This window comes from Rhodococcus sp. ACT016, assembly GCF_050477185.1.
GTDB lineage: Bacteria > Actinomycetota > Actinomycetes > Mycobacteriales > Mycobacteriaceae > Prescottella.
In genome coordinates this window covers 4,004,331-4,025,493 of the sequence record NZ_JBEAET010000001.1, presented here as the reverse complement: position 1 = coordinate 4,025,493, position 21,163 = coordinate 4,004,331, and the positions used below count along the sequence as shown (strand labels likewise).

General features: G+C 68.9%; 22 protein-coding genes, 1 pseudogene and 1 riboswitch. Of the genes and pseudogenes, 16 read left to right on the top strand and 7 right to left on the bottom strand.

Annotated features, from left to right (window positions below):
• Positions 1 to 226: 226 nt before the first annotated feature.
• Positions 227 to 925: a TioE family transcriptional regulator gene (locus ACQ5DX_RS18550; RefSeq protein WP_430335733.1), complete on the bottom strand. Its 699-nt coding sequence runs from the start codon at positions 923 to 925 to the stop codon at positions 227 to 229.
• A 113-nt stretch (positions 926 to 1,038) separates the two neighbouring features.
• Between ACQ5DX_RS18550 and ACQ5DX_RS18545 the strand changes: the two genes are divergently transcribed.
• From ACQ5DX_RS18545 to deoC, 5 genes and pseudogenes are all read left to right on the top strand, one after another.
• A complete protein-coding gene (locus ACQ5DX_RS18545) occupies positions 1,039 to 2,256 on the top strand; it encodes an erythromycin esterase family protein (protein ID WP_430333957.1) in 1,218 nt (405 codons plus the stop codon).
• A 73-nt stretch (positions 2,257 to 2,329) separates the two neighbouring features.
• Entirely contained in the window at positions 2,330 to 2,503 is a 174-nt protein-coding gene (locus tag ACQ5DX_RS18540; RefSeq protein WP_430333956.1) for a hypothetical protein, read from the top strand.
• 14 nt (positions 2,504 to 2,517) lie between these two features.
• A pseudogene (locus ACQ5DX_RS18535) lies at positions 2,518 to 3,602 on the top strand (maleylacetate reductase).
• The gene (locus ACQ5DX_RS18530) at positions 3,599 to 4,525 is read left to right on the top strand and encodes a dioxygenase (protein ID WP_430333955.1); all 927 of its coding nucleotides are present in this window, start codon (positions 3,599 to 3,601) and stop codon (positions 4,523 to 4,525) included. Before ACQ5DX_RS18535 ends, ACQ5DX_RS18530 begins: the two are co-directional and overlap by 4 nt.
• Before the next feature lie 43 nt (positions 4,526 to 4,568).
• Complete coding sequence (gene deoC, locus ACQ5DX_RS18525; RefSeq protein WP_430333954.1) at positions 4,569 to 5,246, top strand: deoxyribose-phosphate aldolase; 678 nt, start codon at positions 4,569 to 4,571, stop codon at positions 5,244 to 5,246.
• A gap of 49 nt (positions 5,247 to 5,295) precedes the next feature.
• Here deoC and ACQ5DX_RS18520 read toward each other — a convergent pair whose 3' ends face one another.
• A complete protein-coding gene (locus ACQ5DX_RS18520) occupies positions 5,296 to 6,069 on the bottom strand; it encodes an LmeA family phospholipid-binding protein (RefSeq protein ID WP_430333953.1) in 774 nt (257 codons plus the stop codon).
• Positions 6,070 to 6,182: 113 nt separating this feature from the next.
• Here ACQ5DX_RS18520 and ACQ5DX_RS18515 point away from each other — a divergent pair, with 113 nt between their 5' ends.
• The gene (locus ACQ5DX_RS18515; RefSeq protein WP_430333952.1) at positions 6,183 to 6,797 is read left to right on the top strand and encodes a type IV toxin-antitoxin system AbiEi family antitoxin domain-containing protein; all 615 of its coding nucleotides are present in this window, start codon (positions 6,183 to 6,185) and stop codon (positions 6,795 to 6,797) included.
• An 8-nt stretch (positions 6,798 to 6,805) separates the two neighbouring features.
• On the opposite strand, the gene ACQ5DX_RS18510 is transcribed toward ACQ5DX_RS18515, so the two are convergent.
• The 3 genes from ACQ5DX_RS18510 to ACQ5DX_RS18500 are packed head-to-tail and all read right to left on the bottom strand — an operon-like array spanning position 6,806 to position 8,640.
• On the bottom strand, positions 6,806 to 7,585 hold the full coding sequence (locus tag ACQ5DX_RS18510; RefSeq protein WP_430333951.1) for a class I SAM-dependent methyltransferase: 780 nt from the start codon (positions 7,583 to 7,585) through the stop codon (positions 6,806 to 6,808).
• A gap of 5 nt (positions 7,586 to 7,590) precedes the next feature.
• Positions 7,591 to 8,091 (bottom strand): DUF2505 domain-containing protein, encoded by a 501-nt coding sequence (locus ACQ5DX_RS18505; RefSeq protein ID WP_430333950.1) that lies wholly within the window; start codon positions 8,089 to 8,091, stop codon positions 7,591 to 7,593.
• A 48-nt stretch (positions 8,092 to 8,139) separates the two neighbouring features.
• Positions 8,140 to 8,640: a DUF2505 domain-containing protein gene (locus ACQ5DX_RS18500; RefSeq protein WP_430333949.1), complete on the bottom strand. Its 501-nt coding sequence runs from the start codon at positions 8,638 to 8,640 to the stop codon at positions 8,140 to 8,142.
• A 23-nt stretch (positions 8,641 to 8,663) separates the two neighbouring features.
• Between ACQ5DX_RS18500 and ACQ5DX_RS18495 the strand changes: the two genes are divergently transcribed.
• From ACQ5DX_RS18495 to ACQ5DX_RS18465, 7 genes are all read left to right on the top strand, one after another.
• Entirely contained in the window at positions 8,664 to 9,758 is a 1,095-nt protein-coding gene (locus ACQ5DX_RS18495) for a UDP-N-acetylmuramate dehydrogenase (protein WP_430333948.1), read from the top strand.
• A 125-nt stretch (positions 9,759 to 9,883) separates the two neighbouring features.
• A complete protein-coding gene (locus ACQ5DX_RS18490) occupies positions 9,884 to 11,029 on the top strand; it encodes a L,D-transpeptidase (RefSeq protein ID WP_430335732.1) in 1,146 nt (381 codons plus the stop codon).
• Between the two features lie 192 nt (positions 11,030 to 11,221).
• Entirely contained in the window at positions 11,222 to 12,028 is an 807-nt protein-coding gene (locus ACQ5DX_RS18485) for an ESX secretion-associated protein EspG (RefSeq protein WP_430333947.1), read from the top strand.
• Positions 12,029 to 12,105: 77 nt separating this feature from the next.
• Complete coding sequence (locus ACQ5DX_RS18480) at positions 12,106 to 12,636, top strand: YbaB/EbfC family nucleoid-associated protein (protein ID WP_430333946.1); 531 nt, start codon at positions 12,106 to 12,108, stop codon at positions 12,634 to 12,636.
• A complete protein-coding gene (locus ACQ5DX_RS18475) occupies positions 12,629 to 12,943 on the top strand; it encodes a WXG100 family type VII secretion target (RefSeq protein ID WP_430333945.1) in 315 nt (104 codons plus the stop codon). Before ACQ5DX_RS18480 ends, ACQ5DX_RS18475 begins: the two co-directional genes overlap by 8 nt.
• Positions 12,943 to 13,803 (top strand): hypothetical protein, encoded by an 861-nt coding sequence (locus ACQ5DX_RS18470; RefSeq protein ID WP_430333944.1) that lies wholly within the window; start codon positions 12,943 to 12,945, stop codon positions 13,801 to 13,803. Before ACQ5DX_RS18475 ends, ACQ5DX_RS18470 begins: the two co-directional genes overlap by 1 nt.
• A gap of 7 nt (positions 13,804 to 13,810) precedes the next feature.
• A complete protein-coding gene (locus tag ACQ5DX_RS18465; RefSeq protein ID WP_430333943.1) occupies positions 13,811 to 14,008 on the top strand; it encodes a hypothetical protein in 198 nt (65 codons plus the stop codon).
• 10 nt (positions 14,009 to 14,018) lie between these two features.
• Here the strand turns inward: ACQ5DX_RS18465 and ACQ5DX_RS18460 are convergent, their stop codons facing one another.
• Positions 14,019 to 15,038: a DUF2804 domain-containing protein gene (locus tag ACQ5DX_RS18460; RefSeq protein ID WP_430333942.1), complete on the bottom strand. Its 1,020-nt coding sequence runs from the start codon at positions 15,036 to 15,038 to the stop codon at positions 14,019 to 14,021.
• An 86-nt stretch (positions 15,039 to 15,124) separates the two neighbouring features.
• Positions 15,125 to 15,294, top strand: a riboswitch (M-box (ykoK) riboswitch).
• A gap of 298 nt (positions 15,295 to 15,592) precedes the next feature.
• Between ACQ5DX_RS18460 and ACQ5DX_RS18455 the strand changes: the two genes are divergently transcribed.
• The 3 genes from ACQ5DX_RS18455 to ACQ5DX_RS18445 all read left to right on the top strand — a co-directional run bounded on the left by ACQ5DX_RS18455 (position 15,593) and on the right by ACQ5DX_RS18445 (position 20,105).
• Positions 15,593 to 15,730, top strand: a complete 138-nt coding sequence (locus ACQ5DX_RS18455) for a hypothetical protein (protein WP_430333941.1) — start codon at positions 15,593 to 15,595, stop codon at positions 15,728 to 15,730.
• A gap of 93 nt (positions 15,731 to 15,823) precedes the next feature.
• Positions 15,824 to 18,532, top strand: a complete 2,709-nt coding sequence (gene mgtA, locus ACQ5DX_RS18450) for a magnesium-translocating P-type ATPase (protein ID WP_430333940.1) — start codon at positions 15,824 to 15,826, stop codon at positions 18,530 to 18,532.
• A gap of 40 nt (positions 18,533 to 18,572) precedes the next feature.
• Complete coding sequence (locus ACQ5DX_RS18445) at positions 18,573 to 20,105, top strand: LCP family protein (protein ID WP_430333939.1); 1,533 nt, start codon at positions 18,573 to 18,575, stop codon at positions 20,103 to 20,105.
• A 15-nt stretch (positions 20,106 to 20,120) separates the two neighbouring features.
• Here the strand turns inward: ACQ5DX_RS18445 and ACQ5DX_RS18440 are convergent, their stop codons facing one another.
• Positions 20,121 to 20,873, bottom strand: a complete 753-nt coding sequence (locus ACQ5DX_RS18440; RefSeq protein ID WP_430333938.1) for an SDR family NAD(P)-dependent oxidoreductase — start codon at positions 20,871 to 20,873, stop codon at positions 20,121 to 20,123.
• Positions 20,874 to 21,163 lie beyond the last annotated feature (290 nt).

Sequence of the window (21,163 nt, the reverse complement as noted above, 5' to 3'; positions counted from 1 at the left end):
CGGCCGGGAACCGACAGCACGCCATGCCACCGGTGGGCATGGGCCATCGCAGGGCGACGCGATGTGATGCCGGTCACCTCGTTCGTGGGGTCATTCAAGCCGCCGGAGGGCATATCGCCCAGGCGATCTTCCACTCAATGAGACAGCCTGCCGCCGATGGTGACCCACGTCGGCACCGGGAGCCCGATCGTGCAAGTCCGCCAGTGTGATTCGTTGCTCGGGCGAGCTACCCCGCCCGATCGAGCAGGGAGAGGTAGGCGTCGAGTTGCGCCGCGCCGGCGAGAAGGTCGCGGCTGCGCGTGGCCAGCCGCTCCTGCCAGGAGCCGAGGAAGGCGCTCAGCGCTTCCGCCCCGCCCGCCTCGCGCAGCGAATCGACGAATTGTGCGACCTGGTGCAGCGGGTACCCGCCTCGGCGCAGTTGCCGTGCGATCTCGGCGTCGCGGACGCTGTCCGGTCCGTACCGGCGGTAGCCCGTCGCACGGTCGCGTTCGGGGCGCAGGATGCCCTCGGTCTCCCAGGTGCGCAGCGTCGCCGGGTGCACGCCGAGTCGGCGCGCGAGTTCGCCGACGGTCAGTGGTGGGCCGTCGATCAGGGTGGGTGTCCCGGTGGAGAGGGCGCCCAGGGCCGCCGCGACCTCGGAACGTGTGTTGCGTTCGGTGAGCAGCGCGACGTGCGAGGCGTCGATGAGCCGGTAGGCGGACTCGGTGTCGCCTCGGTTGGTTGCACGCATGATCTCGGTTGCCCGCTGGTGTCCGTGCCCGCCGCGCAACGCGAGGAAGGCGCGCAGGGCCTGCGCGTGCAGGTGCGTGTAGCGCCGGTAGCCGGTCTCGCTGCGCTCGGTCGGCGGGAGGATGCCGGCATCGTCGTAGTTGCGGATCGCCTGCGCGGACAAGCCGTGTTCCCGAGCGAGGTCGACGGGTCGCAGTTGGCACCTCCGATTGAGGCTTTCACCCCTGGATTCCAGGTGAAACTCACAGAAGTTTCACTCGACTCTTCAACGATAGCGTCGAGGGTAGTTCCTTTCGGAAAGGGGTATTCATGTCCACTGCGACATCGCTGCGTGCAATCGGCCGCCAACTCGACGACTCCGCAAGCCTGGGGTGTGCCGTCGACGAGCTGCTCGCGACGCGGACCGAGCCGCCGTCCCTGCTCGCCCTCGGCGAGCCGACACACGGGATCGAGGCGTTCCCGTTGCTGCGCAACGAACTCCTCCGCCACCTCGTCGAGCGCGGGTACCGATCGATCGTGTTGGAGACCGATCTGTTCGCCGCGTCCGTCGTCGACGACTACGTGGCCGGGGCACCGACCGACATCGACGCCGTCCTCGCGACCGGGTTCAGCCACGGGTTCGGCGCCGTGCCGGGCAACCGCGAGCTCGTCGAATGGCTCCGCGCTCACAATGCCGGCCGCGCGCCGGAGGATCGGATTCGTTTCCACGGCTTCGACGCACCGCTCGAGTTCGCCGGGGCGCCGAGCCCGCGACGCGCACTGTTCGCGGTCGTCGACCATCTGCCCGGGGCGCTGCGACCCGAATCGGTGCGCGACCTCGACGTGCTGCTCGGCGAAGACGCGGACTGGACGAACGAGGCGGCCATGTTCGACCCGGCGGAGTCCATCGGCGACTCCGATCGCGCCCGCGCCCTGCGTATCGTCGCCGACGATCTCGCCAGTGCGCTGCACCGCGCGGCACCTGTCCTGCGCCCCGCCGAACCGACCGGCCACGACCACGCCGTCGCGCACGCGCGCACCGCGCAGGGCCTGCTCCGCTATCACGCGGCCATGGCCCGACCCGCATCCGATCGCATCGCGACCCTACTCAGCCTGCGCGCCGAGATGATGGCCGAGAACCTGCTCGCGATCGTCGCGCAGGAGCATCGACGGGGACCGAGCCTGGTGTTCGCGCACAATGTGCACCTGCAGCGCACGCAGTCCGACATGTCGGTCGGCCCGGAAGATGTGAACTGGTGCGGCGCAGGCGCGCTCGTCGGACTCGCCCTCGGTGAGCGCTACGTATTCGTGGCAACCGATGCCGCACCCGACAGCGTGCCGGGCACCCTCCAACGTGCGTTGGCCGAGGCGACCACGCGGCGCGCCCTGTTCCCGACGCCGTCCCTGCGCGCCGCGCTTGCCCCGACGATCGGCGCGGGCGAACCGATCGTGCAAGGCCACATCCCGCTCACGCCCGCGAACCTGGAGGGCGCCGACGCGGTCGTCTTCGTCGCCGACACCGACGGAGAGCGGCACCAGTACTGGTAGCCGATCTCGATCGGCCCCACGCCGAACCGTTTGCGGTGAAACGAACTCGAGCGACGGCGGCGCCGACCCGCTGGTGAAACTGGAAGACCAGCAACCATTCCTCGACGGCGCAGCCCGGGACGCGACGCTGCGCGTGTGGGAGGACGGCGAGCACACGATCTACAACCATGCCGAGGAGCGCAACGATCTGGTCGCCGACTGGTTCGCCGATCGCCTCGTCGGGTATTCAGGTGAGGCGGGGGCGTGAGAGAGGTGGGCAGCATGCGATTCGTACACGAGAGTCTGCCGCAGCGAGTCTGTTTCGCGTCCGGTGAGGCCGCGACGACCGTCGCCCGCGAGGTGCACCGGCTCGGTGCCTCGCGGGTGATGGTCATCGCCTCCCCGGAGGACGCGGCACGAGCGGCGTCGATCATCGCGGCGCTCCCAGGCGCGTACCACCACGCCGAGGTGACGATGCACGTGCCGGTGGAGGTGGCCGACCGTGCGCGCGAGGCGGCGGCCCGCCACCGGACCGACGCCCTGGTCTCGATCGGCGGCGGGTCGGCGACCGGGCTCGCGAAGGCGGTCGCGCTCACCACCGGGCTCCCCATCGTGGCGGTTCCGACGACGTATGCCGGCTCCGAGGCCACGAACGTGTGGGGGTCGACCGAGGGCGCCCGCAAGACGACCGGCGTCGACCCGCGGGTGCTCCCGGTGAGCGTGGTCTACGATGCCGAACTGACGCTGTCGTTGCCGGTGGCGATGTCGGTCGCCTCCGGGCTGAACGGGCTGGCGCACTGCGTGGATTCGATGTGGGCCCCGCGCACGGACCCGATCAACCGAGCGATGGCCGCCGAGGGCATCCGGGCGCTGGCAGCGGGACTGCCCGCCGTCGCGCGTGATCCGCGCGATCTCGAGGGTCGCGAGTCGGCGCTGTACGGCGCGTACCTGTCCGCGGTGTCGTTCGCTTCCGCGGGATCCGGTCTGCACCACAAGATCTGCCATGTGCTCGGCGGTGCCTACAATCTGCCGCACGCGCAGACGCACGCGGTGGTGCTGCCGTATGTCCTCGCGTTCAACGGCCCCGCCGCTCCGGAGGCCGAGCGGCGAATCGCGACCGCGCTCGACGCGCCCACGCACTGGGCGGACTCGAGGCGCTGCGGAGTCGCCTCGATGCGCCGAAGGCGTTGCACGACTACGGGTTCGACGAGTCCGACATCGCGGACGCCGTGGACGTCATCCTGCCGGCGGTGCCCGCGGGGAACCCGCGGCCGGTGACCGCGCGGGATCTCGAGGATCTGCTGCGGGCCGCCTGCCGCGGGACCGATCCGCAGACCTACGGACAGAAGACGGAGGCCGACCGATGAGCGGCGATTCACACCCGGCCGGGGCGGGCACCGAGGCGCCGATCGGTCCTGAACAGCGGGAGGTCGAGGACCGGCTGGTGGAGACGGTGCTGAGCTCGTTCGACGGTACCGAGGACCCGCGGCTGCGGCAGATCATGCAGTCGCTGACGAGGCACCTGCATGCGTTCGTCCGAGACGTGCGGTTGACCGAGGCCGAGTGGAACGCCGGGATCGAGTTCCTCACCGCGTGCGGGCACATCACCGACGAGCGCCGGCAGGAGTTCGTGTTGCTGTCCGACGTGCTCGGGGTGTCGATGCAGACGATCGCGGTCAACAACCGGGCCTACAAGGGCGCGACCGAGGCGACCGTGTTCGGCCCCTTCTTCGTGGACGACGCGCCACAGGTTCCGCTCGGCGGGGACATCGCGTTCGGCGCACCCGGACAGCCGTGCTGGGTGGAGGGCGCCGTCACCGACACGGACGGCACGCCGGTCCCCGGCGCCCGGATCGAGGTGTGGGAATGCGACGAGGACGGTCTCTACGACGTCCAGTACCCGGACGGGCGCACCGCCAGCCGCGCGCACCTGTTCGCCGATGCCGACGGGCGGTACCGGTTCTGGGGTCTGACACCGGTGCCGTACCCGATCCCGCACGACGGCCCCGTCGGGAAGATGCTCGCCGCCACCGGACGCTCCCCGGTCCGGGCCGCGCACCTGCACTTCATGGTGACCGCCGAACACCGTCGGACGCTGGTCACGCACATCTTCGTCGACGGCGATCCGCAGATCGCGATCGGCGACAGCGTGTTCGGCGTCAAGGACTCGCTGATCACCCGATTCGAGCAGCAGCCCGCCGGCGAGCCCACGCCCGACGGACGCGACCTCACCGGCCGCAGCTGGGCCAGGGCCCGGTTCGACATCACGCTCGCGCCCGAAGGCACGTGAGTCCGCCCCGCGGGGGCAGTCGGGCTGTGCCAAGCTTCGAGGCATGTCCGACATCGCGCTCAGCCGTTCCCGCGTCGCCGCCATGGTCGACCACACGCTGCTCGACCCGACGGCGTCCGACGCCGACGTCCGCGCCCTCGTCGACGAGGCGCGCGAACTCGGGGCCTACGCGGTGTGCGTGTCGCCGTCGATGCTGCCGCTGCGCATCGACCCGAGCGGACCGGTGCTCGCGACCGTCGTGGGATTCCCGTCGGGCAAGCACCATTCACTCGTGAAGGGCGCCGAGGCGCGGCTCGCGGTCGAGCAGGGCGCCGCCGAGGTCGACATGGTGATCGACATCGGCGCTGCGGTCGCCGGCGAATACAACGCGGTGCTCGCCGACATCCTCACCGTTCGGGAGGCGATCGGGCCGACGCCGGTGCTGAAGGTGATCATCGAATCGGCGGCGCTGTCCGACGACGCGATCGTCGAGACGTGCCGTGCCGCCGCGCTTGCCGGCGCGAACTTCGTGAAGACCTCCACCGGCTTCCACCCGGCGGGCGGCGCCGACGTCGCGGCGGTGCGGCTGATGGCCCAGACCGTGGGCGGGCGCCTCGGGGTCAAGGCCAGCGGCGGCATCCGCACCGCGGACGACGCGCTGGCGATGATCGAGGCGGGCGCCACCCGGCTGGGTCTGTCCCGCACCCGCGCCGTCCTCGACGGGCTCCGCGACCAGGACTGACCAGTTCTGACCAGCGCTGAACTGTGCTGGTCCTCGGTGATCCGGACCGCTACAGGATGCTGCAGCCGGACTGCGGCGCGTTCGGATCCTGCGGCGGCATCACGTACTGACCGCCCTCGAGGTGCACCTCGATCGCGTCGTCGGTGACGGTCAGCGACTGCGGTGTCATGCCCAGCGGGTACTGCTGCAGGCTGTCGGTCAGGGTCTGCACGATGCCGTCGACCAGCGCGGTCGGCAGGCCCAGGCCGAGGATCTCGGCGCCGACGGTCTCGACCTTGATCTGACCGTCCTGCACGGTCGGCCGCACCGTCAGATCCGCGAGGCCGGCCGGGCCGACGGCGAACTTCAGCGTGCCGGTGGACGGGTCGGGGGTCACCGAGCTGACCAGGTTGCCGAGCGTCTGCGACTGCACCGTCGCGAGGATGCCGGCGGTCTTCCAGGTGGCGTCGGCCGTCGAACTGCCGATCGTCCCGCTGCTGTCGGGCGAGCTGGTCGCCTCGATGTCGTTGGCCCGGGCGTGGACCTGCATGCCCTGCGCCGGGCCGAACGACGAGCCGGTGCTGTCGATCGTCACGTACGGGATCTTCTTGTCCACCATCTGCAGCAGGATGGGCTTCCAGCTGAGCCCGACGTCCACCGGTGAGCCGAGCTGGCTCTGGAACTGCGACTCCATGCAACTGGTCGCGCGCTGGCGGACGAAGAGCTCACCACCGATCAATGCGACGACGAGCGCCGCGACCACGATCAGGGTGATCACGAGCGGCTTGCGCGATTTGGGTTTCGGAGCCGTGGGCATCTGGGCTGCGTTCACTGGTGCCGACATGGGAAGGATTCTCCAGCAATACTCTGTGCGGTTTCTGTGAAACGGGACTCGGTATGGACACCCTGAGACCCAAACCTGTGATCTGGGGCACAGCACAGCAGTAGGGTGTCACCATGGCGGGCTGGACAGATCCGCGACGCGAACCCACTCCGGAAGCTGGGGAGGATCTGCGTCGCCTTGCGCTCCGGCAAGCGGGGTATTTCACGACCGGGCAGGCGCTGCGTCTTGGTTGCACTGCCGAGGATATCGGCGGCCGCCTGGCCGAGGGGTCCTGGTTGCGGATCGAACGGGATCTGTTCCGCCTTGCCGCGTTCCCTCGCAGTGACCTCGAGGAGTACGCCAAGTGGTGCGCGTGGTTCGAGGGCGCGGCGGTGGTCTCCCACCAGAGCGCGGCCGAACTGCACGGACTCGGTCACCTGCACCCGAGCTTCGTGCACCTGTCCATGCCGGGTTCCGCCCAGGCGCCGCCCACCCGTCGACTCGCCCTGCACCGCCGCGAACTGCGGCCCGAGGACTGCGAACAGGCCGGAACCTTCGGCATCACGACCCCGCTGTGCACCGCCGTGGACCTCGCGTGCGGCGGCATCGCGCAGGACCTGTTCGACGAGGTCGTCAGCGACGGCATCGCGATCGGCCGTCTCGACCCCGAGCAGTTGCGGGCCGCGTGCGACGGCCGTCCGCAGCAGGTGGTCGAGCGCATCGAGCACGCGCTGGGGGCGTGCCGGTAGCGGCTCGGCTACCGTCCGGGCTCCACGTAATTCCACGGCACCGTCAGGACACAGTCCCGGATCCGCCGCCGCTGCGGTGCGACTGGCACGCCCAGGTCGGACAGCAGGCGCAGGGTTTCCCGCCAGCGGGTGCGGGGACCGAACGGGGCCAGCCCGGCGGATGTCGCCCACGCGCGATCGGCGGTCACCAGCAGGTCGTGGATGCGCTCGCCCGGCACGTTCCGGTGGATGAGGGCCTTGGGCAGTCGTTCGGCGATGTCGCTGGGCCGGTCGGCGGCGAACGGATCCCACGCAAGGGTCAGCGAACGCGGGCCGTCCCGGTCGAGCAGCACCCAGGCACACCGCCGGCCGAGTTCGTCGCACGTGCCGTCGACGATCAGCCCACCCGGCGCGAGCCCGTCACGCAGCCGTCCCCACGCGTGGTCGACGGCGTCCTCCGGGTACTGGCGCAGCACGTTGAACGCGCGGATCAGGGTGGGCCGCAGACCGGCGAGTTCGAAACCGCCGCGCGCGAAGCTGACGCCGTCGCGGCCCTCGACCACCCGGTCCGGATCGATCTCGAGGCCGACGACGCGCACGTCGCCGCGGACCGTGCGGAGCCGGGACGCCAGTTCGTACGTCGTGACCGGCATCGCGCCGTATCCGAGATCGACGATCAGTGGGTCGGGGGCGTCGCGCAGTGTGCGCGCGACGACCGGGCTGTGGACGAGCCAGCGGTCGCTTCGGCGCAGCCGGTTGATACCTGTGGTTCCGCGGGTGATGACGCCGTCGGGTTTGCCCTCACGCACGCCGGTTACTGCTGCGCGAGCCAGGCAGCGGTGACCTCGGCCTCGGTCCGGAACAGGTCGACCAGATTCACCAGCATCAACTGCTCGAGCTTGCCGCCGACGAACGGGAGGAAGACCTTCGCCTCCGACGTCGTGCGCAGAGTGCACCCGTTGTCGGTGGTGAACAACTCGATCGTCCCGGTGAGGCTGCCCGGGCCCGCCGGGATGGACGCCTCGTAGGTGCCGGTCACCGGCTCCCCGAACGGCGTGTACCTCTCCTTGCGGGTGATGATCAGGTCCTTCTTCAACACGGTCTGAGCGATCTCCGGCAGGTCCTTGCGCGGCAGCACGTGGTGCAGCACCAGGTCGATCCCGCCGTCGCTCACCTCGAGGGATTCGATGTGGTTCTCGCTGTACTTGCGCATCTCTTCCATCCGCGCCTCCCAGTAGTCCCGGTCGGACAGCGCGGCGTACACCTTCTCGGCAGGATGCTCGAACCTGGCGGAGTAGTCGATGCGACGGGCCATGACCGGCAGATTACCGGCCGATGCCCCGTGAGTCGGCGAAAGCGGCGACTACGTCGCAGTCGTCCACTGGCCGGTGAAGTCCTCCTCGGCGTCGAGCAGCTCGAGGACCTGCCCCGCGATGACGCCCTCGACCTTGCCGCCGAAGATGGGCAGGTTGACCTGCACGTCACCCTCCATGACCAGCAGCGATCCGTCGCCGTCGGCCGTCAGGGTCATGGTGCCGCGCAGCTGCCCGGGAGCGCCCTCGACCTCGGCCGAAAAGGTGCCCTGGGCGCGGTCGCCCTGTAGTGAACCCCACGATTCGGTGCGCTTGATGTGCAGGTCACCCGGACGGATCTTGGTGACCACCGAAGGCAGGTGCTCGGCGGGCACCGACTGCGTCATCGCGACGTCGATCGTGCCGTCGCCGACGGTTACCCGGTCGAGCGTCGCGCCCGGTCCACCGACCTGCTGCAAACGGGCCTGCCAGTAGCGCTCATCGGTGAGCGCGGCATGCAGCGTCGCGACGGTGTGGGTGTAATGCGCGGAATGCTCGATGTGTCGGGCCATGCACGGCACGCTACCGTTTCCACGTGTTGGATCCACTCATCCGGGGGCGCCTCGAGCAGGCCGGCGCGCAGCTGTCCGAGCAAGTGCCGATGGCAAGCCTGACGACCCTGCGGCTCGGCGGGCCCGCCGCGGTACTGGCCGAATGCCCGTCCACTGTGACCCTCGTCGACGTCGTCCGATTGCTCGACGAGGCGCGGGTGCCGACGCTGATCCTCGGCGGCGGCTCCAACCTGGTGATCTCCGACGACGGCTTCGCCGGCGTGGTGGTCCGGGTCGCCGACGCCGGTGTCGAGCTCGGTGAGGACACCGTGCTGGCACAGGCCGGGGCGGTGTGGGACGACGTCGTCGCCAAGACCGTCGCGGCAGGGCTCGGCGGGCTCGAATGCCTGTCCGGCATTCCCGGCTCGACCGGTGCGACGCCGGTGCAGAACGTCGGCGCGTACGGCGTCGAGGTGGGCTCGCTGCTCCGTCGGGTGCAGTTGCTCGATCGCACCACCGGTGAGGTTCGCTGGGCGGCGCCGTCGGAGTTGGGGCTCGGGTATCGCACCAGCGTCCTCAAGCACCGCAGCGACGCGCTGGTGCTCGCCGTGGAGATGCAGGTGCGGCCCGACGGGGCCAGCGCGCCGCTCGCATACCGCGAGCTCGCGGCCGCGCTCGGTGCGCAGGAGGGGGAGCGCCGCCCCACCGCGGACGTCCGCGACACCGTCCTCGACCTGCGCCGCGGCAAGGGCATGGTGCTCGACGCCGACGACCACGACACGTGGAGTGCCGGGTCGTTCTTCACCAATCCGGTGATCGCGGACGCGAGCCTGCCCGCCGTGCTCGACGCGATCCGGGCGAAGGTCGGTGCGGAAGCGCGGATTCCGCAGTTTCCCGGCGAGACCGGCACCAAGCTGTCGGCCGGTTGGCTCATCGAACGGGCCGGGTTCGGCAAGGGGTACCCGGGCGACGCGTCGCGGGTCCGCTTGTCCACCAAGCACACCCTTGCGCTCACCAACCGGGGGCACGCGAGTGCGAACGACCTCGTCGAACTGGCCCGCACCGTCCGCGACGGTGTGGAGTCGGCGTTCGGGGTGCGGCTCGAACCGGAGCCCGTCACCGTCGGTTGTGTGATCTGAGCTGGCCTGATCGTTCCCTGATCGTTCCCTGATCGTCTCTGTGTGACGAAAGCCACTGTCGCACTGCGAGTACCGTGGTTTTCGTGCGCGATCAGGGGAAACGGGTAAATCGGACGCGGCTGCTGATGGTGGTGGCCGCGCTGCTGGGTATGACTCTCCTGGCGGGGTGCACCATCGCGACCGGTGGTGCGGCGGACGGCAACCCCGTCGCCGCCGATCCCGTCGCGCAGGTGATCCAGACGCCGGGCTCCGGCGCGCAGAACGTCAATCCGGTCGAACCGATCTCGGTGCGCGTGAGCCAGGGCACACTCGAGAACGTCGCGCTCACCAACGCCGCAGGCAAGACGGTCCAGGGCACGCTGAGCCCGGACCGGACGTCGTTCACGGTCACCGAAGCGCTCGGCTACGACGCGAAGTACATGTGGTCGGGCAGCGCCGTGGGCACCGACGGCAAGTCGGTCCCGGTCGCCGGCACGTTCACCACCGTCGCCCCCGACACGAAGACGTCGGTGCGCACCAACATCGCCGACGGGCAGGTCGTGGGCATCGCCGCCCCGATCATCCTGCAGTTCGACGGGCCGATCGCCGACAAAGCCGCCGTCGAGAAGGCGCTGACGATCACGACCAACCCGCCCACCCCGGGCGCGTGGGCGTGGCTGCCCGACGACAACGGCGCCCGCGTGCACTGGCGGCCGCAGAACTACTGGGCGCCCGGCACCACCGTCGACGTGAACGCCAAGCTGTACGGCCTCGACTTCGGTGGCGGCGCCTACGGTGCGAGCGACCTGTCGCTGAGCTTCACGATCGGGCGCAGCCAGATCGTGAAGGCGAACGCGCCGAGCCACCGCATGCAGGTGGTCCGCGACGGCGTCACGATCATGGACATCCCGGTCAGCTACGGCGAGGGCAACGAGAACCGCAACGTCACCCGCAGCGGTATCCACGTCGTGTCCGAGAAGCACGAGGACTTCCTGATGTCGAACCCGCCGTTCTACGAGAACGTGCGCGAACGGTGGGCCGTCCGCATCTCCAACAACGGCGAGTTCATCCATGCCAACCCTGCGACGGTCGGGGTGCAGGGCGCGTCGAACGTGACGAACGGGTGCATCAACCTGTCGCTCTCCGACGCCGAGGAGTACTTCGGCACCGCCATCTACGGCGACCCGGTGGAGGTCACCGGCACCCGCATCGACCTGTCCGCGGCCGACGGCGACCTCTACGACTGGGCCATCGACTGGCCGACGTGGCTGTCGATGTCGGCGCTCGTCTGAGTCCGGAACCGACGCGTCGGACTGCGGGCGAGTTCGAGCCTGAGCGCCCATTCTTCGTCCGCTGAGGCGGAATCCCGCCCGCGGCGACACGGAGTGGGCACCCCGGCTGATCGGGTCCAGGCAGATCGGAACCGTCCACCGCCGCGGCGCGTCTATTGTCGGTGGGCATTGTCGCGCACTCGGGGAGGAGTGATGGGGGATGACGTGGGCCTCGACTGGGGTAGCTCGGGTGATCGGAGGGTGAGCGGCGCCAGTTGGCGGTTCACCGGTCTCGAATTCCAGGTCGTGTGGGCGCAACTGGGACGGGACCGGCTCCCGTACCCGCTGCGCTTCCGGCCGATCGCGGACACGCAGGACGACCTGGACCGGCAGCGACGGGCAGCGGCCGCGTCGTGGGCGCCGCGGCTGACCGGAACGCTCGACCGCCACCTGGCGGTTCTCGCCGACCCCGACGTCCGGGTGGAGGTGGCCGGGTTCGCGGGGCGCGAGGACGGGACCCGGATCCGCATGCACGCCGGGATCCGGGGAGACACTGCGACGCTCGCGATCCAGTTGCCCGGGCCCGACGCCGACAGCGGCGGTGACGTGCTCGCGCACGGCGTGGACCCGGAGCAGATCCCGAACGCGATCGCGGCCGCCCTTCCCGTGATGTCCACCGGATCCCGCCCGGCGATGCGGTTCCGCCGCAGCGATCTTGAATCCGGCAGCGGTCCGCTGCTCGTCTCCGCGGGCTCCACTCGCATTCGGGACGCTGCGCTGGACCTGCTGCGGCGGCCACGCACCGGGATCGGTGAGATCACGGCATTCGCCGGCGCCGCGTACGACAGCCGCCCCACCACCGACGGCGTCGGACTGCACTGGCTCGACTTCGACGGCGACGGCCGCTACTGCCTCCGCGAAACGGCCGACATCGCGGTGACGCCCGCGTCGGGGCCCCGACTCGCGGTGGAGATCTCGGCGCTCGTCGCCAGGATTCGTGCCCGCGAGACGGTGCACTGACGAATTCGAAACTCGTGGGAACCGAATCCCGACCGGCCACGTCTACTTCAACGAAAGGGACGACAGGGAGGGGATCGATGACCGACGACGGCATTCGAGAGGAAGCGCGTCAGCGCCTGCGGCGCAGCAACTCCGCGCTGCGTGCGCAGGTGGACGCGATGCTCGAGGGACTCCAGGCACAGACCGAGGCACTCGAGGCGGCGCAGGGGGCCGTCGCGACCGCCACGGCCGAGGCCGAATCGCCGGACGGCCTGGTCCGGGTCACGGTGGATGCGGCGGGCGCAGTCCTGTCGGTGCGGGTGGAACCGAGCGCGTTCACCCGCACCACCCCGGACCGGCTCGCCGAGTCGGTCACCGCGGCCGCACGCGCCGCGGCCGCCGACGTGCGGGAGCGGGTCGCGGAGGCTCTGGCGCCGGTCACCGCGTTTGCGGCCGGCCTCCCCGATCTTCCCGACCTGGTTGCGGGTGCCCCCCCGATGCGCAATCTCGTCCCGACCGTGGCAACCGAATTCACCTCGGCCACAACGCCTTCGTGCGTGTCCGACGCGGACGCGGACGACCTCCACGACTGGCGGGCGCCGATCATGCGGGAGGCGCATCGTGGGTGACGAGATGCGGGTCGATCCGTCACTGCTGCGTTCCGAGGCGCCCAGATTCGATCGGTGCGCGCAGGACCTCGCATATGCGCTGAACATGCTCCGCGGTTCGATCGAGGCCGAGGGACCGAGCTGGGGAGGGGACGCAGCCGGTACCACGTTCGCATCGGCATACGTGCCCGAGCAGGACGGTGCGTTGACCGCGTTGGCCGCGCTGGTGGATTCGTTCGCGGCCATCGGAGGCGGATTACGGGATACCGCTTCGGAATTCGAGGTCACCGATGGCGACTTCTCGAGGTCGCTGGGCGGGACGAACTGATGGGCATCGAAATCCCGGGAGCGCTGCGCACCGTCGCGTCCGTCGCGGTCGGGCAGGACTGGCCCCAGACGGACGAGACGTCGCTGCGCCGTCTCGCCGACGACTGGGAGATCGCTGCATCTCGGATCGAGAAGGTCGGTGAAGCAGGCGAGGCGGCCATCCAGCGTGCGCTGGAGGCAGTGGTCGGGGACGTCAACGTGTCGATGAGCGAGCACTGGGAGCGCGTCGGGGGACCGGGAGGCGTCGTCGACGAACTCACGGCGACGTGTCGTCAACTCGCGGACCTCTGTGAGCAGACCGCAGCAGACGTCGAACACGCGAAGCTCTCGATCATCGTCGCCCTGGCCACCCTGGCGGCGGAGGTCGCTGCGCTCGTGGCGTCGACAGTCGCCACGCTGGGGACGAGCGCGGCCGCCGTTCCGGCTGCCGAGGCGGCCACCCAGGTCGCTGTGCGAATGATCTTGCGGGAGTTACTCGAAAGCCTGTCCAGGAGCGTGGCAGCCGGGGTAGTGCGCGAGGGTGGGCTCTCGGCCATCATCCAGGGCGCACAGTTCGTTGCCGGAGATCGACCGCACATGAACTTCTCCAACATCGCCAAGGATGCGGTCGCCGGCGGCGTGGGTGCCGGGGTGTCGCACCAACTCGAGGGGCTGGGCAAGGCAGTCGGCGCGGAGGTCCGGGACGCGGTGGGCGGTCTTGTCGGTGAGCGGATCCGACACGTCGCGGGCTCCCACGCCGAGGTCGCGGCCGGGCTCGTCGGTGCACACGTGGCCGAGAGGTCGAAGGCTGTGGGATCGCCACCGCCACCTCCGCCGTCCGGTGACGCAGCAGGCGCCGCAAGCTCGTTGAACATGGGCTAGGGATCGGATGGCCATACGAACCACACCGCCGGTCCACGTACCCACCGAGCTCGTCGTCGTGATCTGCGTTCTGGCAGTCGTCGCCGTCGTTCTCTTCGTTCTCGAGATTCGCAGCTACCACGCGGTGCAGCGAAAGATCAAGGAAAAGAACAACTCCGACCCACCGGACGGCACATCGGACGAACCAACCTACCGGGAGTGGTGAGCGCCTTCGCTCACCAGCGGTTGCGGACCTCCTCGGCGAACCCGAGGAGGTCGGTGACCGTGACCCGACTGCCGTCGTCGAGCACCACGTGTCCGGTGAACCGTCCGAACACCTGGTGCTGGATCGACCGCAGCACCTTGAAATCCACTGCGGCAGCACGGTCGAGGATCGGCTCGAACGCCATCTCGAAGCGTCCGTCATTGCTACTGAACGTCCACGGTGCCCCGTCGTAGGTGCCCTCGGGGAGGTGGAAGGTCACCCGGTCGAGCTTGTGTGCGGTTCCGTCGACGAACACCATGTTCTCGCTCGCCGCGGACGTGTCACCGAAACCGTAGCCGATGTTGAAACCGAACGGCAGACCGTCGACGACGCCCGACGCCGAACCCCAGTACCAGGTGTTGTCGTACGTCCAGACACCGCGACCCCAGTCGAACACCCCGAATGCCGAGGTCGGATCGAACGCGAATGTGTCTGCCCCGACGGTGATCTCGCCACTCGATGGCAGGCAATTGATCTTCTGGTTGTAGTAGAACGCCTTCGGTGCGTTCGGGAACGGCGTGGCGATCACCATGCGATCCATCGGCGGCTGCGCCAGGTGTAGCTCGCCGCGCAGGCCGCGGCCGCCGTCGAACCCCGGGTAGTCGACCGTCAGGACGCGGCCACCGGCGACGTGGCGGAACGCGATCCGCATCTTCTGGTGGCCGACGACGACGTCACCGGCATCCGCGCTCGCCGGTAAACCCATGCGGCCCATCGGGAACGGCAGCATCACGTTCTCGGTGACCTCATGGCGCGCACCGAGATCGAGCCACGAGACGCCGAGCAGGCCCATGTAACCGTTGTCCGCGACCGTCAGTGCCAGTCCGTGATCCGGGGTGAGGACGCAGTAGTAGTCCCACTCCTTCACCCGCCACGATGGCGCCGCGATCGCCGCGCGGTCGTAGTGACGGATCTCCGCTGTCGCCCAACCTGCTTCGGTGAGGCGGCCTCGCGCGTCCAGGAGTCGGCCCGACTGCAATCGATGCTGCATGCCGCGAGGTTACTCGAGGCCGTGGGCGCCGACGTGGATCGACGCGGGATTGACAAGGCCGCAGCGGCCGGGCCATGCTTGTTCGGCAAGCACCTCGATAGGTGAGGCTCCTGCGTGAACACAGGCCACTGATCTGACGACGTCGAGAGACGCCCAAGGTTAGGACAGGTCTCCCCGGATGAAGGGGTGACCCGAAGTGGCTTCCCGTACCGGGACACGTCACGCAGTGCCAAAGCTCTGACGAGAGGGGTGCCCACCCGGGTCGGTCCGGGTGTACTCCCCGTGTGCACGGCTCGACGCCCCCGCGCGTCTCGGCTTCGAGGAGGTGAGGAACCCCTGTGAGTACAGGCACCAGTACCAGCGATAGTCGCTATCCGAGTTCGGTGAACCATCAGTTCCTCAGCCTCGGCCGGATTCTGCCCCAGGTGGCCTGACGTCTCCTCGTCTCGACGCGCAACCGATCAGTTGTCGAGTGCGCCTCCGTGACGACGCGGCGTAGCCTCTATTGGGCGAAATGTCCTGCCCTGGTTGATTTTCCATGCAAGGAGTTAGCCATGGCCTTCACTCTGTCGAATGTGCGCAAGTTCTGGGCGCGCCGCAACCTCACCCCGCAGGAGCGGGCGAACCTGCGCGCGTCCTACGCGCCGCCGGCCGTCGTCGCAGCCTCGCTCGGCGGCGGAATGTTCCGCTGATCCCGAAAAGTTGGTTCCGGCTGTTCTCTTGTCCCACAAGACATTCGACCGCTCCCGCCATGTGGTGGGAGCGCTGACCGAAAGACATCACCCATGTCGATGAATGCCGTCTCGGCACCGGCCACGAAGCCGAAGAAGCCGGGCGCCCGAAAGGCCGCCCTCCTCACCGAGGACCAGTCCACGAAGCTCGCCCGATCCGCGCGCCTCGCGGCGTCGGGTGTTCTTGCAGACCTGCACACCACCAAGCGGGGGTTGCGGGCCGACCAGATCGAGCCGCTGCGTCGCCGGCACGGACTCAACGAGGTCCGGCACGAGCGCCCAGCCCCGGCGCTCGTGCAGTTCCTGGGTACGTTCAAGAACCCGTTCATCCTGATCCTGCTGTTCATCGGCGCGATCATGTACGTCACCGATGTGGTCATGGCCGATCCGGACGAGGGCCCGGACTACAAGGGGATCGTCACCGTGGCGGCGATGATCCTGGTGAGCGTCACGCTGCGGTTCTGGCAGGAGTACCGATCGAGCCGGGCCGCCGAGGCGCTCGAGGCCATGGTCACGACCACCGCCGCGACCACGCGGCAGCGCGACGGCAAGCCCGTGACGACCGAGATACCGATCGCGCAGCTGCTGCCGGGTGACGTCGTCCAACTCGCGGCAGGCGACATGATTCCCGGCGACGTGCGGTTCATCCGCGCCAAGGACCTGCAGGTCAACCAGGCCATGCTCACGGGCGAGTCGATGCCGACCGAGAAGACCGCCGATCCGATCGAGGACGTCGACTCCGCGCACATCCTCGACACCGAGAATCTCGGGTTCATGGGGACATCGGTGGTGTCCGGATCCGGGACGGCAGTTGTCGTCGATACCGGGCGCAACACCTACTTCGGGGCGATGACGGCGGGTCTCGGTGGCAAGCGTCCCGAGACCAGCTTCGACATCGGTGTCCGCAAGGTCAGCTTCATGCTGATCAAGTTCATGTCGATCATGGTGCCGGCGGTCTTCGTCATCAACGGGTTGACCAAGAGCTGGACGGAGGCACTGTTGTTCGGTGTCGCTGTCGCGGTCGGATTGACCCCGGAGATGCTGCCGCTCGTCGTCACCGCCAACCTGGCGAAGGGCGCCGTGTCGATGTCGCGGCACAAGGTGATCATCAAGCAGCTCAACTCGATTCAGAACTTCGGCGCCATGGACGTGCTGTGCACGGACAAGACCGGCACCCTCACCGAGGACCGGATCGTGCTCGAGGAGCACCTCGACACCCAAGGCCGAGTCAGTCCGCGAACCTTGCGGCTGGCGGCGATCAACTCGCACTTCCAGACCGGGCTGCGCAACATGCTCGACAAGGCGGTCATCGCAGCCGCCGGCCCGGAGACGATCGACGCCGTCAACCGTGCGCACGGAGTGGTCGACGAGATCCCGTTCGACTTCAAGCGCCGCCGGATGTCGGTGGTCGTGGACAGCGACGCAGCTGACACCGATCTGATCGTGACGAAGGGTGCGGTCGACGAGGTGCTGGCCGTGTGCACCACCGCGATCGTCGGCGACACTACCCAGGATCTCACACCGGGTCTGCTGGCTGAACTCGATCGCCTGGTGGCCGGCTACAACAGCCAGGGCAAGCGGGTACTGGCGGTCGCCACCCGGAACCTCGATCGGGACGAGGTCGACTCCCACGAACGTGAGTACGCCGCATCGGACGAGGCCGAGATGACCCTCGTCGGCTTTCTCACGTTCCTCGACCCGCCCAAGGAGTCCGCGGCTCCCGCGATCGCGGCGATGCGGGAGCACGGAACCGCGGTCAAGGTCATCACCGGGGACAACCCGATCGTCGCGGAAACGGTGTGCGGCAAGGTCGGGATCGACGTGGGAACCGTGGTCACCGGTCCGGAGATCGACGTGCTCGACGATGCGGCACTCGACGAGATCGTCGACGACACAACGGTGTTCGCCAAGGTGAATCCGCTGCAGAAGGCGCGCATCGTCGATGCCCTCAAGCGGCGCGGTCACACCGTCGGCTTCCTCGGCGACGGTGTCAATGATGCGCCCGCGCTGCGCAACGCCGACGTCGGCATCTCGGTCGACACGGCCGTGGACATCGCCCGCGAGTCCGCCGACATCATCCTGCTCGAGAAGGACCTCGGGGTCCTCGAGAACGGTGTGATCGAGGGGCGGCGCACGTTCGGCAACATCCTCAAGTACATCAAGATGACCGCGAGCTCGAATTTCGGGAACGTCTTCTCGGTGCTCGTCGCGAGCGCGCTGCTCCCGTTCCTCCCGATGATCCCGGCCGTCGTCCTGGTGCAGAACCTGGTGTACGACCTGTCGATGCTCACGATTCCGTGGGACCGCGTCGACGAGGAGTTCGTCCGGCGGCCGCGGCAGTGGGCGGCCGACAGCATCGCGAAGTTCATGGTGTTCATCGGGCCCATCAGTTCGATCTTCGACATCACGACATTCGCGCTCATGTGGTTCGTGTTCGGCGCGAACAACCCCGAGCACGCCGCACTGTTCCAGTCGGGCTGGTTCATCGAGTCGTTGATCTCGCAGACCCTGATCGTCCACATGATCCGCACCCAGCGAATCCCGTTCATCCAGTCCCGGGCGTCGTGGCCGGTCATGATCACGACCGGTGCGGCCTGCATCTTCGGTCTGGTGTTCCCGTTCTCGGGATGGGGGCAGTCGCTCGGGCTGGTGCCGCTGCCGTGGACGTACTTCCCGTGGCTGGTGCTGACGTTGGCGACCTACTGCGTCCTCACCCAGTGCGCGAAGGTGCTGTTCATCCGCCGATTCGGCCGGTGGCTGTAGGCCGCAGGCTTCTCTCAGGGTGGTCAGGTACCGTGGCGCGGTGCAAACGCGCCGAGCTTCGACGGGACGGGGTCGCCACCACGCGCCCCGGCGGCGTCGGTCGCCCGTGTTCGCACGGGCGGTCGGCGCCGTGGCGTCCGTGCTGGTCCTGACGTCGACGGGTCTCGCATGGGGTGCCCAGCGGGACTTGATCTCGGGGCTCACCCGATCGGATGCGCTCGACGCGGTGTCCGACGAGAACGGCACGTCGTCGCACGGCGACTCGAACATCCTGCTGATCGGTCTCGACAGCCGCAAGGACATGGACGGCAACGATCTTCCCGCGGCGTTCGTCACCGACCAGTTGCATGCCGGGGACAGCGACGTCGGCGGCTACAACACCAACACGCTGATCCTGCTGCACGTGCCCGGCGACGGCAGTCGTGCCACCGCCGCTGCGATCCCGCGCGACGACTACGTCGAGGTTCCCGGCTACGGCAAACGCAAGATCAAGGAGGCGTACGGGTTGGCGAAGGCCGACGCCGACTCCGAGCTCGAAGAGCAGGGGGTGACCGATCCGGCGGAGCGCGAGCAGAAGGCCCGTGACGCCGGGCGGCGTTCGACGTTGAAGACCGTGCAGAACCTGCTGCGCGTGCCGATCGACCATTTCGCCGAGGTCAACCTGGTCGGCTTCTACGACATCGCGAAGGTGCTCGGCCCGCTCGAGGTATGCCTGAACGCGCCGGTCGACGACTCCGAATACTCGGGGGCGAGCTTCCCGGCCGGCCGGCAGTTCCTCGATCCGTCGCAGGCGTTGTCGTTCGTGCGGCAGCGACACGGTCTCGACAACGGCGACCTCGACCGCACCCACCGGCAGCAGGCATTCATCAGCGCGGTGATCCGGAACCTGAAGTCGACCGGGGTGTTCGGCAACCTCGCCAAGATGCGGGGGCTGGCGGACGCCGTCAAGAACGACATCGTCATCGACTCCCGTTTCGACCCTGTCGATTTCGCGCTCCACTCGCGCAACCTGACCGACGGCAGCGTGGACTTCTACACATTGCCGATCGAGGGGTACGACACGGTCGACGGACAGGACGTGAACGTCGTCGACCCGAACCGACTCCGCGGAGAGGTCGCCCGACTGTTCAGCGGGTCGCAGGCATCGGCCAGCGCCGCTCCGACGACATCCGCGGCGCCCGCCCCCGACCCGCGTGTCGTTGTCGACGTCCACAACGGGACGAGCCACGACGGACTCGCCGCGGCCGTCGCCACGGCACTCCAATTGCGCGGGTACACAGCGGGTTCCACGGCTACTGCGAGTAGCACGGCAACCACGACGATCGCCTACGGCACCGGCGCGGAGGCCGCCGCGCAGAGCCTGGCCGACGAACTCGGGGCCGAGACGGAGTCCGACACGTCGGTCGCCGCCAACCACGTCCTCATCGTGATCGGACGCGACCTCGCCGAGGATCTGATGACGATCCTCGACACGCCCGCCCCGAGCACGGTGGCAGCCGCCATCCCGACCTCCGGTGCCCAGGGGGCGCCGATCGCCGCCGACATCTCCGGCGGAATCCCGTGCGTCGACTGAGCGGATCGGTTGTCGTCAGGGCTGCGTGACGCGGTGGAAGCGTCCCGAATCGGCCTGATCGCGCGGCTTGACGATGATCTGGTCCAGGTTCACGTGCGGCGGACGGGACGCGACGAACCCGATGATCTCGGCGATGTCCTGCGCGATCAGCGGCGTGATGCCCTCGTACACCTTGGCTGCCCGATCCTCGTCGCCGTCGAATCGCACCAGCGAGAACTCGGTCTCCACCGCGCCCGGGGCGATCTCGGTGAGCCGGACCGGCTTGCCCAGCAGTTCCCCGCGCAGCGTGCGGTGCAGCACCGCCTGCGCGTGCTTCGCCGAGGTGTAGCCCGAGCCGTTGTCGTAGGCGGTGAACGCCGCGACCGACGTGACGGTGACGACCAGTCCGTCGCCGGACTCGATCAGCTTGGGCAGCAGCGCCTTCGTGACCCGAAGGGTGCCCAGCACGTTGGTCTCCCACATCCATCGCCAGTCGTCGAGGTCCGCCTCCATGACCGGCGCGAGCCCTTTCGCGCCGCCCGCGTTGTTGACGAGCACATCGACGCGGGGGAGGACCGCGCAGAACGCGTCCACCGAATCCTCGTCGGTGACGTCCAGTTCGAGTGCGGTGCCCCCGATCTCCTCCGCGATCGCCTCGAGCCGGTCGAGCCGGCGGGCGCCGAGGACGACATGGAATCCCTGGTCGGCGAGGGTGCGGGCGGTGGCTTCGCCGATGCCGGAGCTGGCTCCGGTGACGACGGCGACGCGGGTGTCCGGTGACAGGCTCATGACCCGATCGTAGTGCCGACACGGCCACCGGACCGGGCATGGGCTGGGTGGACGGGGCCCGCAGATGCTAGCTTGATCGTCATGTCGTCCGGCGCCACCTCCGCCCCGCGGGTCACCTATGTGACCGCCGCGTTGGGTTCGCGCCTGCCGCATCCGCGGGAACTCTGTTGTCCCTGCCGTATCTCTCGCCGCTGATTCTGCGCTGCTCACACCCCGTTTCACGCTGATCGCCCGGCCGTCGCGCCGGGGCTGATCGCTGTCGGCAGCGCGTCCCCCACCGCGTCGACAGC

Coding starts and splice junctions, on each gene's coding strand:
- ACQ5DX_RS18545 (WP_430333957.1), top strand. CDS start 1,039: ATGTCCACTGCGACATCGCTGCGTGCAATCGGCCGCCAACTCGACGAC.
- ACQ5DX_RS18530 (WP_430333955.1), top strand. CDS start 3,599: ATGAGCGGCGATTCACACCCGGCCGGGGCGGGCACCGAGGCGCCGATC.
- deoC (WP_430333954.1), top strand. CDS start 4,569: ATGTCCGACATCGCGCTCAGCCGTTCCCGCGTCGCCGCCATGGTCGAC.
- ACQ5DX_RS18520 (WP_430333953.1), bottom strand. CDS start 6,069: ATGTCGGCACCAGTGAACGCAGCCCAGATGCCCACGGCTCCGAAACCC.
- ACQ5DX_RS18515 (WP_430333952.1), top strand. CDS start 6,183: ATGGCGGGCTGGACAGATCCGCGACGCGAACCCACTCCGGAAGCTGGG.
- ACQ5DX_RS18505 (WP_430333950.1), bottom strand. CDS start 8,091: ATGGCCCGTCGCATCGACTACTCCGCCAGGTTCGAGCATCCTGCCGAG.
- ACQ5DX_RS18500 (WP_430333949.1), bottom strand. CDS start 8,640: ATGGCCCGACACATCGAGCATTCCGCGCATTACACCCACACCGTCGCG.
- ACQ5DX_RS18490 (WP_430335732.1), top strand. CDS start 9,884: ATGGTGGTGGCCGCGCTGCTGGGTATGACTCTCCTGGCGGGGTGCACC.
- ACQ5DX_RS18485 (WP_430333947.1), top strand. CDS start 11,222: ATGGGGGATGACGTGGGCCTCGACTGGGGTAGCTCGGGTGATCGGAGG.
- ACQ5DX_RS18480 (WP_430333946.1), top strand. CDS start 12,106: ATGACCGACGACGGCATTCGAGAGGAAGCGCGTCAGCGCCTGCGGCGC.
- ACQ5DX_RS18470 (WP_430333944.1), top strand. CDS start 12,943: ATGGGCATCGAAATCCCGGGAGCGCTGCGCACCGTCGCGTCCGTCGCG.
- ACQ5DX_RS18465 (WP_430333943.1), top strand. CDS start 13,811: ATGGCCATACGAACCACACCGCCGGTCCACGTACCCACCGAGCTCGTC.
- ACQ5DX_RS18460 (WP_430333942.1), bottom strand. CDS start 15,038: ATGCAGCATCGATTGCAGTCGGGCCGACTCCTGGACGCGCGAGGCCGC.
- ACQ5DX_RS18455 (WP_430333941.1), top strand. CDS start 15,593: ATGGCCTTCACTCTGTCGAATGTGCGCAAGTTCTGGGCGCGCCGCAAC.
- mgtA (WP_430333940.1), top strand. CDS start 15,824: ATGTCGATGAATGCCGTCTCGGCACCGGCCACGAAGCCGAAGAAGCCG.
- ACQ5DX_RS18440 (WP_430333938.1), bottom strand. CDS start 20,873: ATGAGCCTGTCACCGGACACCCGCGTCGCCGTCGTCACCGGAGCCAGC.